Origin of the sequence: Brevundimonas phoenicis, from assembly GCF_047237745.1 — a bacterium.
Taxonomy (GTDB): Bacteria; Pseudomonadota; Alphaproteobacteria; order Caulobacterales; family Caulobacteraceae; genus Brevundimonas.
In genome coordinates this window covers 1,743,422-1,757,767 of sequence record NZ_JBDFLN010000001.1, presented here as the reverse complement: position 1 = coordinate 1,757,767, position 14,346 = coordinate 1,743,422, and the positions used below count along the sequence as shown (strand labels likewise).

13 protein-coding genes, 1 tRNA gene and 1 pseudogene are annotated in these 14,346 nt (G+C 63.7%); 8 read left to right on the top strand and 7 right to left on the bottom strand.

Annotation, left to right across the window (positions count from 1 at the left end):
- The first annotated feature begins 1 nt into the window (after position 1).
- The gene (locus ABC419_RS08675) at positions 2–769 is read left to right on the top strand and encodes an energy transducer TonB (RefSeq protein ID WP_412878146.1); all 768 of its coding nucleotides are present in this window, start codon (positions 2–4) and stop codon (positions 767–769) included.
- A 21-nt stretch (positions 770–790) separates the two neighbouring features.
- Positions 791–1,507, top strand: coding sequence for an energy transducer TonB (locus ABC419_RS08670; protein WP_412877709.1), 717 nt, complete (start codon positions 791–793; stop codon positions 1,505–1,507).
- Here the strand turns inward: ABC419_RS08670 and ABC419_RS08665 are convergent.
- Entirely contained in the window at positions 1,462–2,295 is an 834-nt protein-coding gene (locus tag ABC419_RS08665) for a trypsin-like serine peptidase (RefSeq protein ID WP_412877710.1), read from the bottom strand. The genes ABC419_RS08670 and ABC419_RS08665 overlap by 46 nt on opposite strands.
- 73 nt (positions 2,296–2,368) lie before the next feature.
- Between ABC419_RS08665 and ABC419_RS08660 the strand changes: the two genes are divergently transcribed.
- The 3 genes from ABC419_RS08660 (at position 2,369) to ABC419_RS08650 (ending at position 5,262) form a co-directional block, all read left to right on the top strand.
- Positions 2,369–4,543, top strand: coding sequence for a S9 family peptidase (locus tag ABC419_RS08660; RefSeq protein WP_412878773.1), 2,175 nt, complete (start codon positions 2,369–2,371; stop codon positions 4,541–4,543).
- Positions 4,540–5,082, top strand: a complete 543-nt coding sequence (locus ABC419_RS08655; RefSeq protein WP_412877712.1) for a GNAT family N-acetyltransferase — start codon at positions 4,540–4,542, stop codon at positions 5,080–5,082. Before ABC419_RS08660 ends, ABC419_RS08655 begins: the two co-directional genes overlap by 4 nt.
- 103 nt (positions 5,083–5,185) lie before the next feature.
- A tRNA-Asp gene (locus ABC419_RS08650) sits at positions 5,186–5,262 on the top strand.
- Positions 5,263–5,491: 229 nt separating this feature from the next.
- On the opposite strand, the gene ABC419_RS08645 is transcribed toward ABC419_RS08650, so the two are convergent.
- The 4 genes and pseudogenes from ABC419_RS08645 to ABC419_RS08630 form a co-directional block, all read right to left on the bottom strand.
- Positions 5,492–8,353: a TonB-dependent receptor domain-containing protein gene (locus ABC419_RS08645; protein ID WP_412877713.1), complete on the bottom strand. Its 2,862-nt coding sequence runs from the start codon at positions 8,351–8,353 to the stop codon at positions 5,492–5,494.
- The gene (locus tag ABC419_RS08640; RefSeq protein WP_250132254.1) at positions 8,350–9,417 is read right to left on the bottom strand and encodes an IS3 family transposase; all 1,068 of its coding nucleotides are present in this window, start codon (positions 9,415–9,417) and stop codon (positions 8,350–8,352) included. Before ABC419_RS08640 ends, ABC419_RS08645 begins: the two co-directional genes overlap by 4 nt.
- Positions 9,384–9,536 (bottom strand): annotated as a pseudogene (locus tag ABC419_RS16795) (transposase); the annotation flags it as partial. The gene ABC419_RS08640 and the pseudogene ABC419_RS16795, both read right to left, overlap by 34 nt.
- Positions 9,537–9,563: 27 nt before the next feature.
- Entirely contained in the window at positions 9,564–9,800 is a 237-nt protein-coding gene (locus ABC419_RS08630; protein ID WP_412877714.1) for a hypothetical protein, read from the bottom strand.
- Between the two features lie 256 nt (positions 9,801–10,056).
- On the opposite strand from ABC419_RS08630, the gene ABC419_RS08625 reads away from it, so the two are divergent.
- The 3 genes from ABC419_RS08625 to ABC419_RS08615 are packed head-to-tail and all read left to right on the top strand — an operon-like array spanning position 10,057 to position 11,932.
- Positions 10,057–10,602 (top strand): hypothetical protein, encoded by a 546-nt coding sequence (locus ABC419_RS08625; RefSeq protein ID WP_412877715.1) that lies wholly within the window; start codon positions 10,057–10,059, stop codon positions 10,600–10,602.
- Positions 10,599–11,003, top strand: coding sequence for a protein tyrosine phosphatase family protein (locus tag ABC419_RS08620; RefSeq protein ID WP_412877716.1), 405 nt, complete (start codon positions 10,599–10,601; stop codon positions 11,001–11,003). The genes ABC419_RS08625 and ABC419_RS08620 overlap by 4 nt, the downstream gene beginning before the upstream one ends.
- A gap of 8 nt (positions 11,004–11,011) precedes the next feature.
- On the top strand, positions 11,012–11,932 hold the full coding sequence (locus tag ABC419_RS08615) for an MBL fold metallo-hydrolase (protein WP_412877717.1): 921 nt from the start codon (positions 11,012–11,014) through the stop codon (positions 11,930–11,932).
- 4 nt (positions 11,933–11,936) lie between these two features.
- Here ABC419_RS08615 and ABC419_RS08610 read toward each other — a convergent pair whose 3' ends face one another.
- Entirely contained in the window at positions 11,937–12,587 is a 651-nt protein-coding gene (locus ABC419_RS08610) for a DUF1499 domain-containing protein (RefSeq protein WP_412877718.1), read from the bottom strand.
- Between the two features lie 47 nt (positions 12,588–12,634).
- Complete coding sequence (locus ABC419_RS08605) at positions 12,635–14,266, bottom strand: long-chain-fatty-acid--CoA ligase (protein ID WP_412877719.1); 1,632 nt, start codon at positions 14,264–14,266, stop codon at positions 12,635–12,637.
- Positions 14,267–14,346: the final 80 nt, after the last annotated feature.

The window sequence follows — 14,346 nt, the reverse complement described above, 5'->3', positions numbered from 1 at the left end:
TATGAATCGAGCGATTGGCGCTGCCAGTTTTATCTTGGCTGCTTTTTTCAGCGGAGCCTCTTTCGCGAAAACGCAAGAGCCGGTCGCCTGGATCACGCGCCCTGTTCCGACACCTGAGGATTTCCCACCCTTCGCCGCTGCCCTGAACATCGGCGGCTGGGTCGAGGTGAACTGCCTGGTGACGTCAGAAGGACTGCCGAACGCCTGCACCGCCATGCGCGCGCGCCCGGACGGGCTGGGCTTCGCCGAAGCGGCTGTCCGCATCATCGAACGCGCAAGGCTAACGCCCGCCGCGCCCGACGCCTCGCCCGAGAAACGCGAGTTCACGGTGCGCGTGCCCTTCAACGTTCCGCCATTCAACACGGAGGGGCCGACGCCCTGGTCCGGGCCGACGCCTAACGCCGCGCAAATGGAAGGCGGCCGCCGTTTCGCCCGACGCAGCGTCGAGCCTGTCGTTCGCCTGAGACGTCATTGGCGGCTGGACCAGATGCCGCTCGAGATGCGCCGCACGACCGAAGGCTGGATCGCCGAACTGTTCGGAAACCTGGAGACAGAGCGCCAAAGACAGAGCCTGGTGATGGCGCGGGTCCTGGCCCTTCGCGAGTTGGACGCCTTGCCGTCCAAGCAACCGGATGACTGGAGCGAAGCCTGGGCTCCCCAGTTGCGAGAGGCCGGACGCGATATTTATCCTCGCGAGCCGATGATCGAACTACGTCGCCGCTACTGCGCCCGTTATGACTGCGGGCCGACGGCTGGCGTCACCCCCTGAGAACCCACGGAAAATCTGAACATGATGACGCTTCTAGCGAGTCTGGCCCTACTGACGGAGCCTGTTCTGTGGGAGACGCGCCCTGTCGTCGAACGCCATGATTATCCGGCCCTGGCCAAGGACTTGCGGGTCAACGGAACCGTCACCCTCGAATGCGTCAATAACGAAGACGGCGCCTTGACCCGATGCGCCGCCATGTCCGCCAGACCCGCCGACATGGGTTTCCAGGAAGCAGCGCTGGCGATCGTGTTCCGAGGGCGTGTCGCCCAGCCCACGGGCGTCCCTTTCATGATCGAACTGCCCTTCGACATCCTGACGGAAGGCGACGAACCGCTGCGCCAACCGTGGGAGGGCCCCGAACCAGGCCTAGAACATATCCGGGTCGCCCAAGCTTTTACCGACAGCTTCTATGGCGGCAGCCGCTCTGCGGCCGAACGCTCGATCCGCGACTGGAAAGTCAACGAAATGCCGCCCGAAAAGGCGGCGCTTCTCCGCGCCTGGATGGCCGAGCTATACCCCGACCTTGAAGCCGAAAAGGCTTGGCACGCTGCAGGGGTCGCTCGCGTCCTGGCTCGACACGGCCTGGACTATCTGCCGACCAAGAAGCCGATCGGATGGGATGTCTGGTACGCTCAAGTCACACAGGCTAGCCCGGAAGACCCGGCCCTGATCAGGAACGAGATGCGCCGCCGCTACTGCGCAGCGTTCGACTGCGTTTCCGGCGCGGCGGCGGACTGATCCAGCAGGGCGATGGCCTCGCGCACATATTGGGCGTGGGCGACGACGCCCAGGTCCATGCCTTCGCCGCCGCCCTGCACTTCCTGAACCAGCACTCCCGCTATGAAGGGATGTTCCGGCACGGGCGCCCCAGGCACGCGGCGCGCAGCGGGCGTCCAGAAGACCGGGCCGCCGGAATTGCCCTGGGCGACCACGAAGTCGAGCAGGAAGATCGGGAAGTGCCGGATCGGCGTCAGCGGCCAGGAGCTGATCCGACCTAGGCGCAGGATCGGAAAGCCCGCCCGATTGGCCGACAGCCCATGCGGATAGCCCAGCGCCAGCAGTTCGTCCCCCGGCCCCATGCGCCAGCGATCGAAGGCCTCAGCGTCAGCCAACCATCCCGCAGGGATGGCCGCCTGGGCGAAGGCGGGCGGCGCCGTAATCTCCATCACCGCCACGTCACGTTCCGGGTGCGCGGTCCACAACGGCGCGCCGTCTGCGTCGCGGATCGCCAGGGTTCCCGGCGTGAACTTCCAGGCGCCGTCCGCCTCCGCCGTGCGCCAGCCGATCCGCGCCTCATTGCCAGGCATTACGTCCAGCACGTGCCGCGCCGTCACCAGCACCACGCGCGGCGCGCCGTCAGGCCGAGGCGCGGCGATCAGAAAGCCAGTGCCGACCTTCCTCTGGCCGCCGTTGAGGGCCTGATCCAGTTGCACGGTGGCGTTGATGACGCCGACCGTCAGATCCCATTCGGGCGGCGGGGCGGCGACGACGGCGGGTTGTTCGGGCGGAAGATCCTGAATGATCATGACGCCATTTGACGCCGAGCGTCGCCGGGCACAAGGTCCGGCTCAAATCATATTCCAGGGGGAAGCCCACGCCATGAACCGCCGTGAACTGATCGCCTCGACCGCCGCCGTCGGCTTGGCCGCCTCCCCCGCCCTTGCCCGCCAGAGTACCGGAGCCTCGATGTCCAAACCCACGCCGCCCGTCGCCAAGAAAGTCCCCGTCCGCATCGAACAGCTGGGCCGCGTCCGCGTCGACGACTATCAGTGGATGAAGGACGACAACTGGCAGGCCGTGCTGCGCGACCCGTCGCTGATCAAGGCCGACGTCAAGGAACATCTGACCGCCGAGAACGCCTATCGCGAGGCCATGATGGCCTCGACCTTGCCGCTTCAGGCGCAGATGTTCGAGGAGATGAAGGGCCGCATCAAGGAGGACGACAGCTCCGTCCCCGCCGCCGACGGGCCGTGGGAATACTATGTCCGCTACAACACCGGCGACCAACACCCGCTCTATTGCCGTCGCCCGCGCGGCAAGACCGATGGCGAGGTCATCCTTCTGGACTGCAACAAGCTGGCCGAGGGCAAAGCCTATTCGGAAGTCTCTGCGACCGAACACAGCCCCGACCACGCCCTGTTCGGCTATGCCGAGGACGCTCAAGGGTCCGAAGTCTACAAGATCTATGTGAAGGATCTGGCCACCGGCGAGGTGCTGCCCAACCCGATCGAATCTGCCAGCGCCAACTTCACCTTCTCACCCGACAGCCAGTGGATCTTCTGGACCAACCGCGACGACAACGGCCGCCCGGACAAGATCTTCCGTCGCCCGGCGCGCGGCGGCGAAACCGCCCTGGTCAATGAAGAAACCGACGAGGGCATGTTCCAGGGCATCGGCCGCACCGCCGACGACGCCTTCATCGTCATCTCCATCGGCAACCAGGAAACCTCGGAAAGCCGCATCATCCCGGCTTCCAACCCCACGGCCGCGCCCGTGGTGGCCGAGCCGCGCCATGTCGGCCGCCTGTATGACCTGGACCACTGGGGCGACCGCTGGGTGATCCGCACCAACGCCGACGACGCCATCGACTTCAAGGTCGTCGAAGCGCCCACCGCGACCCCCGCCAAGGCGAACTGGAAAGACCTGATCGCCCACACGCCGGGTCGCTTCATCGAGGGCGTGGCCCTGGTGAAGGACTATCTGGGCCGTCAGGAGCGCGCCGACGCCAATACGAAGATCGTTATTCGCGACCGCGCCGGCGCCGAGCATGAGATCGCCGTGGACGAGCCCGCCTACGCCCTGTCGCTGGGCGGCGCGTCGGAGTTCGACACCACAGTCATGCGCTATGGCTACAACTCGCCGTCCACGCCGACCTCGACCTATGACTATGACCTAAAGACGCGCGAACGCACCCTGCGCAAGGTTCAGGAAATTCCCTCGGGCCATAACCCGGCGGACTATGTGGTCGAACGCCTGAACGCCCCGGCCTCGGACGGTGAACTGGTGCCGGTGACGGTGCTGCGCCGCAAGGACGCGCCGGTCGACGGCTCGGCGCCCCTGCTGCTCTACGGCTACGGCTCCTACGGCATCCCGATGGCGGCCAGTTTCGCGACCAACCGACTGTCGCTAGTCGATCGCGGCTTCATCTACGCCATCGCCCACATCCGCGGCGGTTCGGACAAGGGCTGGAACTGGTTCCTGACCGCCCGGCGCTTCACCAAGAAGAACACCTTCACCGACTTCATCGCCGCCGCTGACCACCTGATCGCGCAGAATTACACCAAGGCCGGCAACATCGTCGCCGAGGGCCGCTCGGCGGGCGGCCTGCTGATGGGCGCCATCACCAATATGCGGCCGGACTTGTGGGCCGGCGTGATCGGCGGCGTGCCCTTCGTCGACGTCATCAACACCATGAGCGACACCAGCCTGCCCCTGACGCCGCCGGAATGGCCCGAATGGGGCAATCCGCTGGAGGACGCGGCCGCCTACGACTACATGCTGAGCTACAGCCCCTACGACCAGATCGAATCCAAGCCCTATCCGGCCCTGCTGGCGACCGGCGGTCTTTCCGATCCGCGTGTCACCTATTGGGAGCCGGAGAAGTGGGTGGCCAAGCTGCGACCGGCTTCGACCTCCGGCAAGCCGGTGCTGCTCAAGATCAATATGGAGGCGGGTCACTTCGCCTCATCGGGCCGCTTCGACTATCTGAAGGACATCGCCCACGACTACGCCTTCGCCGTCTGGGCGGTCGAGAAGGGCTGGGAGAAGGCGTGATCGTCCGGCCGTTCGCGGAAGCCGACCTGGCGGCCGTGACGGCCATCTACGCCGACAGCGTGCTGCACGGCACGGGGACATTCGAACTGGACGTCCCCTCAGCCGACGAGATGCGCGCTCGGCTGGCCGCGCCCGCTGCGCTTGGCCTGCCTGTCCTGGTCGCCGAGATCGATGGAGCGGTCGCGGGCTACGCCTATGCCGCCCCCTATCGCCTGCGTGCGGCCTATCGCTTCATGGTCGAGGATTCGATCTACGTCGCAGAGACGTTTCGCGGACGGGGCGTCGGCAAGGCGCTTCTGGACGCCCTGCTCAGCGCCTGCGAGGCCCTGGGAATGCGTCAGATGGTGGCGGTGATCGGCGACAGCGCCAACACCGGCTCCATCGCCCTGCATGAAGCGGCGGGCTTCGCCCATGTCGGCGCCTTCCGCGACGCCGGGTGGAAGTTCGACGGCTGGCGCGATGTCGTCTTCATGCAGAAGGCGCTCGGCGCCGGCGGCGCGGCTCCACCCGACGCCGACGGCCTGGATTGCGGCCGCTAGAGTCTGAATTCGCAGATTTTTTAGCAAAAGCGCCACAATGCGCTTGACCGAAAGCGCGACGAACCGTATTCGCCCCTCCTCTCCTCCTCGCGGGGAGAGAAACGCGGGTGTAGCTCAGTTGGTTAGAGTGCCGGCCTGTCACGCCGGAGGTCGCGGGTTCGAGCCCCGTCACTCGCGCCACTCCTTCTCAGGAATGAGGGAGTGGCGCACCGCCCTTTCTTGTTTTTCCGACATCCAATTTTTCCAAGGACGTGCTCCGCATGTCCGGAAGTTCGCTCGCCGCCAAACATGGTCGGCTTGAGTTGCACGCGCCCTTCCCTACCTGCAGTCGCTCCTGGCGATTCAATCGACAAAAAGAAAGGCGGCGAACCAAGGTTCGCCGCCTCCCATTGTCGACCAGCTTCTGAGTTTAGAAGCGAGCGCGAGCCGAGATCGAGAACATACGTCCCAGCAGACCCGGATAGTACAGTTGGGTGTCGGTGTTCGCCTGACCGTTGTAGGCGCCGATCGGCGTCTGCGGTGCGGTTTCGTCAAACACGTTGCCGATGAAGGCCGTCAGCTGGAAGTTATCCGTAACGTTCCACCGTGCTGACAGATCGAAGTAGCTCGCCTCCGGCATGTCGTACTCGGTGACACCATCCACTTCATTGGTGAAGATCGGATCCTTCAGCGACGGAGTGTAGCTCCAGCGGCCGAAGATCGTCCAATCCGCAATGTCGTAGGTGATCGACAGGACAGACTTCCAGTCGAAGTTGGCGCCGCCGATGGCCGAGTAGCCATAGCCAACCGTGTCATCACCGTCGAAGTTCAGTTCATCGACGTAGGTGAACAGCTCATTGACGCGCAAACGACCCGGCAGGCCAAACTCCTCCATATCGACCGACCAGTCGATCTGAGTGTCGATGCCCTTGGTGCGATAGAAGCCGCCGTTGGTGCGCGTCGTGTTCACGTAATCGATCTGACCCGTGACCTGATCACGAATGACGCGCTGGCATGCTTCCGATGTCAGGCTGAGATCGTCATAGCACTCGTCGATCCAATAGGTGGCGCCCAGCGATGCAATGATATCGGTGATTTCGATATCATAGTAGTCAACCGTCGCCCGGAAGTTTCCAACCGGGAAGAAGTCAGGCTGGAACACCACGCCGAAAGTCAGCGTCTCAGCAGATTCAGGCTTCAGGTTCGGGTTACCGAACGCAAAGGCTTCAACCTGGGTATTGTTCTGAGTCAAGCCCGTGGTGAAGTCGATGCCTGGCGCTTGCTGAGCGCAGAAGGCCGCCACAGCGCTCGAAGGCGCCGAGCCGCCCTGCACCATACAGGGGTCGATCGCGCTGGGGAAACCCTGGTCGCCGTTCTGGTACAGTTCGAAGACGCTGGGCGCACGAACCGCCGAGTTGAACACCGAGCGGAACTTCAGCCAATCCAGCGGCTGATACTCCAGACCGATCTTGTAGGTATCGAGACCACCGACTGACGAGTAGTCCGAATAGCGATAGCCAAAGTCCATACCCAGATACTTGGCGCCCGGCAGGTCACGAAGCAGCGGCAGCGAGATTTCGCCGTACAGTTCCGAAACGCTGATCGAGCCGCCCTGATCCTGGATGGCGTTGAAGCCGTAGATGTTGCCCGTCCGCTGCTCGTTGTCGACGCGGAACTCCGCACGGCTTTCACGCCACTCGAAGCCGAAGACCGCCGCCAGCGGGCCAGCAGGCAACGTCAGCAGATCGCCGCGAGCAAAGCCCGCAATGCGGGATTCTTCAATGTCAGTCGTTGCGAAAGTCGGGACCGTAAGGAAGTCCACCATCTCCTGCGTCAGAGTGCCTTCGCCAAAGATGTCCAGCGGCACGCAGCCCGGCAAGGCGTTAATGCCCAGAGGAGCGCCCGATATTGGATCCTGGCACCCTGCCAGACCTTGGCGGATAGCGGTCTTATTGACGCTGTTCCGGCCAAGATCTTGCAACTGGTTCTTGCCGTAGCTCGTGGTCAGGCTCCAGTCCCAACCTGAGTCGCCGAAGTCGCCGCTGAGCGTCGCCAGCATAGCCAGCGAACTGTTCTTCGTTTCACCGAAGCGGGCGCCGACTTCGTTGGTACGGCGATCCATGGTGAACGGTGCGTCGGGATCAGCACGGCTCTGCAGAGCAGCCCACAGATCGGCGTGGTTGGTCTGAATCAGCGACCGCATCGCCGGCGTCAGGTTGACGGTCAGACCGGTGGCAGGCGTGGGGGCCAGCGAAACTTCCTGCCAAGTGTTGGCATAGTTCAGCTGGAGATCCAGACGCAGCGTGTCGGTGATGTCGTAATGACCGATCGTCGTGATGTTGAAACGTTCGGCCGGCAGGATCAGATAGTTGTCCGGACCGTAGTTGTAACGCGACGAGCCCGCTGCGCGATCAGGAACCGCGCAGGCGCCGAGGCCTGCATGGGGGGTCAAAGCGCCGCTGGTGTCGAACGACAGGTTGCCGCTGTTGAACGCAGCGGCATCCGGCACGCCGTCGCAGTTCCGATCATATCCGCCGGCTGCGAAGTTGGTGTTCCCAGTGGCGCCCACGAGGGAGCTCAGGCTGCTGAAGGGGTTGCTCGGGTCGTTGTAAACCGTACCCCACGCCGAGGTGCCAGAACCGCCGGGGAAAGAAGTCCCGCCGCCGCCGGCCGTATATTCCAGATATTCTTGCGCAGAATTGACAACCTTCGGCCGCCCGCTGGCGTCATAAGCGATCGCCCCGGATACCGCCGAATAAGGCAGATCAGCCTGGCTCACGCCTTCACGGTTGTAGTAGCTGGCATAGGCGGTCAGGTTACCGCGACCATCAGCGAAATTACCGCCGAACAGACCCGAGAGCGACACTTCCGGCTGCATGCCGTCGAAGGAAGCTCCGTAAGTCGCCGAAAGTTCAGCGCCTTCATAGTTGTCCTTCAGGACAAAGTTCACGACGCCGGCCACGGCGTCCGAACCGTAAACGGCCGAAGCGCCGCCGGTCACAACTTCGACACGGTTCACAAGCGACGTCGGAATGGTGTTGAGGTCGACAACGCCAGTCGTCGACGAGGCTGGCAGGCGCTCGCCGTTGACCAGAACCAGCGTGCGGTTCGGACCTAGACCACGCAGGTCGACGGTCGCGAAGCTCTCACCGCCCGAGTTGTTGGACGTCGCCATGTTGCCAGCTACGACCGACGGCAGTTCGTTCAGGAGGTTCTCGACCGACAGCGTGCTGGTCAGTTCTATGGTTTCAGCCGTAACCGTGGTGACGGTGACGTGCCCCTGAGTTTTCATCCAGCGGCGACCAGAGTCCTTGGGTTAGTTACGCCTCGCAGCGTGGGGTGAGCAACAGGCCGGGCCGCGCAGCTTTCATCCTGCGCAGCGGGTCGGCCTGTTGCGGTCAGACTGGCGGCAAAAGCCTCCGGGGTGAGGTAGCCGATCGATGAGTGCGGCCGGCGGGTATTGTAGTCCAGCGCCCAGGCGGCGACCTTCTGGCGGGCGTGATCCAGGCTGAAGAACAGGCTCTCGTTGAGCAGTTCGTCGCGCATCCGGCCGTTGAAGGATTCCACAAACCCGTTCTGGGTCGGCTTGCCCGGCGCGATGTAGTGCCAGTCGACGCCATGATCCTGCGCCCAGGCCAGGATGGCGGTGGACGTGAACTCCGTGCCGTTGTCGCTGACGATCATGGCAGGACGGCCCCGCCGAGCGATCAGCGCTGTCAGCTCTCGCGCGACGCGGCGTCCCGAGATCGAGGTGTCGGGGATCGCCGCCAGGCACTCGCGGGTGACGTCGTCGACCACGTTGAGAATGCGGAAGCGGCGGCCCGTGGCGAACTGGTCGTGCACAAAGTCCAGCGACCAGCGGGCGTTCGGCCTGGCCTCGACCAGGATCGGCGCGCGCGTGCCCATGGCGCGACGACGTGAGCGGCGCTTGCGCACCGTCAGGCCTTCCTCGCGATAGAGCCGGTAGATCCGGTTCTTGCCCGAGGGTTCTCCCTCACGCCGCAGCAGCACGAACAGCCGCCGATAGCCGAACCGTCGCCGCTCGACAGCCAGGGCGCGCAGCCGCTCCCGCAGCGCCGTGTCCGGCTGTCGGCAGGAGCGATAGCGCACCGACTTACGGTCCGCCTTGATGATGGAGCAGGCCCGTCGCTCGCTGACGCCGAACGCCGCCTTCAGATGGGCGACGGCCTGGCGCAGCGCCGCGGGCCCTACCACTTTTTTGACAGCAGATCGTTCAACGCGGCTTTGTCGAGCATGGCGTCGGCCAGCAGGCGCTTCAGCTTTCCGTTCTCGTCTTCCAGGGCCCGGAGGCGCTGGGCGTCCGACACGCTCATCCCGCCGAACTTGGCCTTCCAGGCGTAGATCGTGCCCTCCGACACGCCGTGCTTGCGCGCCAGCTCGCCCGCTTTGGCGCCGGCCTCGTTCTCCCGCAGGATCCCGATGATCTGCTCTTCCGTGAATCTCGCTCGTTTCATTCCGTCCGTCCTTTCAAGGGCCGGACTCTAGCTCCGCGTGGAGGAAATTCTCAGGGGCACGTCAACGGGGCTCGGAGCGTCATAGTCCTGACGGACAATACGCGAGCCGGTCACGACGACGTCGGACACCTGGCTGGCCGGTTCGCCACTCTGCGTGGCCGGGGTGCTTTGGGCCATCGCTGGCGCCGCAACACCTGCAAAAGCCAGCCCCGCAATAAATGTCGACGCAAGCAGACGCTCACGCTTCATCTGAATCTTCAACATAAGTCCTCCTATGTTGCGCACGGCCCCCAACGACGATTTCGCGTCATCTGCCTGCGCCGCCACCCCGCTCGCCCCCGTATCAGGAGATTCGAAACGAATGACTGCACCCTTCATAACCACCCAAGTCGAACGAATCCTAGGATTATTACTAGAACGCAACGATTGAGCCTTACTTGTGTCGCAAAATCGCCACGCTAATTGTAGTCGGCCGTAATTGACGACTCGTCAGTCATATTTTTGACAGGAACAAACCTCCATGAAGCCGCTTGTTACGAAATTAATCCAGAAGTCAATTCTCGGCATAGCTGCAATTATTTTTCTTAATTTAGCGATTTCCGGCAATTCTTTTGCCCAAGAGCGCACAGAGTTGATGGCCGAACTCGCAGCATGTCGAAGCGTTGCAGACAACACAGCGCGTTTGGCCTGTTTTGACCAAACAGCAAGCCGCATGCTTCTGGCCCATGAACGTGGAGACTTGACCGTCGTGGATCGGGCGCAAATCCAGCAAGCCCGTCGTCAACTGTTTGGCTTCAGCGGCGCCGCATTGCCCTCCATCTTTGGCGGAGGGAGCGAGTCGGAAGAGGTGACTTCAATACAAACGGTACTGAACCGCGCCTCTAGAGATGCTCACGGACAATGGACATTCTATCTAGCGGACGACAGCGAATGGAAACAAATAGACAATGAATCACCGCGCCTTCGTGTCCAGACCGGCGTTCCAGTGCGAGTCCGCCGCGCGGCCTTTGGCAGCTATTTCCTAAATGTGGGCGACGCCCGCGCCATTAGAGTGAGAAGACAGTGACATCGCCCTCGCGCCTTACGACCGACGTCTGGATTTCCGCTCAGATCGCTCCTTCGGCCTTGGCCGAATTGGCGGAGACCCTCGGCCTGAAGCAAGTGATCAACAACCGCCCCGACCACGAGGAGCCGGGCCAACCTACAAGCGAAGAGATCCAGGCGGCAGCCGAAGCGACGGGCCTCGAATATGTCTGGGCCCCCGTCAGCGGAATGCCGAACGCCGATGCTGTCCAGCGCGTCGCGCAGGCGCTGGAAGCAACCGGCCCCGTCCTGATGTTCTGCCGATCCGGCATGCGCTCAGCGGCGGCCTGGGCTCTTGCGCGACGGTTCAAGGGCGAAGACGCGGCATCCCTTCGCCAGCTCGCCCTGGACGCCGGGTACGATCTCAGTCGTTTACCGCTCTGAGAACCGCCATGATCCCCTACGTTCGCCAGTTCGATTTCACCTATGGCCGGCGAGATCAGGTCTCGTCGCTGATCCAGCGCGTGATTGCGGACAACCCGGGACCATTCACCTTCACTGGCACAGGAACCTACATCGTCGGGCGGGATCGACCGGGCGCGGCAGTGGCCGTCATTGATCCCGGCCCCCTCGATGACGCCCATCTGCACAGTCTGATGCGGGCCGTCGCAGGGCGGCGAGTCAGCCATGTTCTGGTCACGCACACGCACCGTGACCACGCCCCCCTCGCTCGCCCGTTCGCCGAAGCGGTCGGGCATCCGCCGATTCTGGCCATGCAGCCGCCCCTGCGGACGGTTCACGCCTCAGACGGCGACCTGGATGAGGACGAGGACGCAGACTTCCATCCTGATATCGTTCTGAAGGGCGGCGAGCGGATCGAGGGCGACGGCTGGACGCTGGAGGCCATGGCGACACCCGGTCACGCCTCGAACCACATGGCTTTTGTCCTGCGGAACGAAAACGCCCTGTTCAGCGGCGACCACATCATGGGCTGGTCGACGACTGTCGTGGCCCCGCCCGATGGCGACATGACGGCCTATATGCAGAGCCTCGACGCAGTGCTGGCGCGCGGATTCTCGACAATATGGCCTACGCACGGCCCAGCGATCACCCAGGTTGCGCCGTTCCTGAAAGCCTACCGCGCGCACCGTCTGGAACGCGAAGCCCAGATCATGGCCCGCCTGGAAGCAGGAGATCGACTGATCTCCGCCATGGTTCCGGTCCTCTACGCCGCCGTCGATCAGCGCCTGTGGCCCGCCGCCAGTCTTTCGGTGCTGGCGCACCTGATCAAACTTCTGAAGGAAGGCCGGGTTCAAGCTTCGCCTGGGCCGGACCTGGGCTCGACCTGGCGGCTGGCCGACCCGGCTTTCTGACGGTTCAAGGCGTCAACTCCGCAACCACGGCCTTAGCGAGGCGGCAGGCCTCATCGCCGACCTGAAGGTTGTCACGGCCCGCGACGCGCACATCAGTGCGGCCAGGACGAATTCGAACAGTGACGTCATGCGTCAGACCGAACCATGCGCCTTCCTTGCGTCCATCCACCCGGAACGGCGCCGTGCCAAGAACCGTGAAACCGGCCTTCTCCAATGCCCAGGCGGCCGTCTCGGACGCGACCTGTGTCGGCGCGGAGCCCAGGCCCTCACAAGCCTGGGGCCGACTTTCAGACACACCGGCCAAGCGACGCTCCGCCGCCAGGACGCGCGCGAAGACGGGCGGGTCGGACAAATCGGTCGCCACATCGCGGGGCGCGTCGGTAAAGCGGCGCTCCTGTACAAGGTACCCGCCGAGCGTCACCGCGGCGAACAACAGAGCCACGCCGGCGATTCCCAGCAGTCGCCGCTCTCGAAACGCCAGCAGGCACGCAATCAAGGCTCCAGCCAAACCCAGATAGGCCAGAACGCGACCGGCTTTCAGCGCCAGCACGCCCATGCCGAAATCTGCGCTCCACAGCCCCAGCACCGTTCCCAAAACCGCGACCAACAGCAAACTCGGCGCCAGAAGCGCCGTCAAAAGCAGCAGCTTGGCCAAACCCTGCCCTTTGGGGCGCGTATTCGACATGGCGTCCTCCGTCGCGATCAGCCGGTGGCGGGTAGCTGGTAACCCTTCATCCGCTCGCGCAGCGTCTTCTTATCGATCTTGCCCGTGGCGCCCAGAGGAATGTCATCGACGAAGACGACGTCGTCCGGCATCCACCACTTGGCGATCTTGCCCTTCAGGAAGTCGAGGTGTTCCTGCTTGTCCTCGGCCTCCCCCTCCTTGAGCTTGACCAGCAGCACCGGCCGCTCGTCCCACTTGGGGTGTGCTGCGCCGATGACGGCGGCCAGGGCGACCTTGGGGTGGCCGACGGCGATGTTCTCGATATCGATAGAGCTGATCCACTCCCCGCCCGACTTGATAACGTCCTTGGCGCGGTCAGTGATCTGCATGAAGCCGTGAGAATCGACGCTGGCGATATCGCCCGTGTCGAAGAAGCCTTCGTGATCCAGGATATCGCCGCCCTCGCCCTTGAAATAGGCGCCGGCGATGGTCGGTCCCTTGACCATGACCCGGCCGAAGGTCTTGCCGTCGTGCGGCATTTCCTGGCCGCCATAGTTCTTGATCTTCAGCTCGACGCCCAGCGGCGGCGTGCCCTGCTTCATGCGCCAAGCCATCTGCTCGTCATACGGCAGCGCCTTCAGCTCAGGCGTCAGATTGGCGATGGTGCCGATGGGCGACGTCTCGGTCATGCCCCAAGCATGAACCACTTCGACGCCGAACCTGTCCTGGAAACCTCGGATCAGGGCTTCAGGACAGGCTGAGCCGCCGATCAGCACCTTCTTGAGCGTTGAGAAGTTGAGGTTGTTCTCCACCATGTGACCGAACAGGCCCTGCCACACGGTCGGTACGGCGGCCGAGAAGGTGACGCCCTCGGTCTCAATCAGTTCATAGATGGAAGCGCCGTCCATCTTAGCGCCCGGCATGACCAGCTTGGAGCCCGCCGCTGGGCCGACGAAGGCGATGCCCCAGGCGTTGGCGTGGAACATCGGCACCACGGGCAGAATGACTTCGCTGGGCGTACCCCCGACGACCGTCGCCTGCATCCCCAGCAGCGTATGGATGAAGTTGGAGCGGTGCGAATACAGCACGCCCTTCGGATTGCCCGTCGTGCCCGAGGTGTAGCAGAGGCCGCAAGCCGTCTGCTCGTCAAAGCCGCCCCAGGTCACGTCGCTCGAAGACTGCTCCAGCACCGTCTCATAGGCTTCGGCCTTCGGCAGCTTGGCCTGAGGCATGTGAGCGGCGTCGGTCATGACAATGACGCGCTCGACCGACGGGCAATGCGGCAGAATGGCTTCCAGCAGCGGCACGAAGGTCAGATCGGTGAAGATGATCCGGTCTTCGGCGTGATTGATGATGTAGGCCAGTTGTTCCGGGAACAGGCGCGGGTTCAGGGTGTGGCACACGGCCCCTATCCCCATAATGCCGTACCAGGTCTCGATATGGTTGGCGGTGTTCCAGGCCAACGTCGCGACCCGGTCGCCCGGCTTGATCCCCCAGGCCAGCAGGGCGTTCGACACGCGACGCGCCCGCTCATGGATGGCGGCGTAGGTGGTGCGGACGATCGGCCCTTCGACCGAACGCGTGACGACCTCGCGCTGCCCATGCCAGTTCTTCGCGTGATCGAGGATCTTGTCGACCGTCAGCGGCCAGTCCTGCATCATACCCAGCATTCGGCGTTTCCCTCGTCTGTGCGCCTGATTGGAAGCAGCGCTTGCGCCCACGCTAAGACAGGAGAACCGCCACAGGCAAC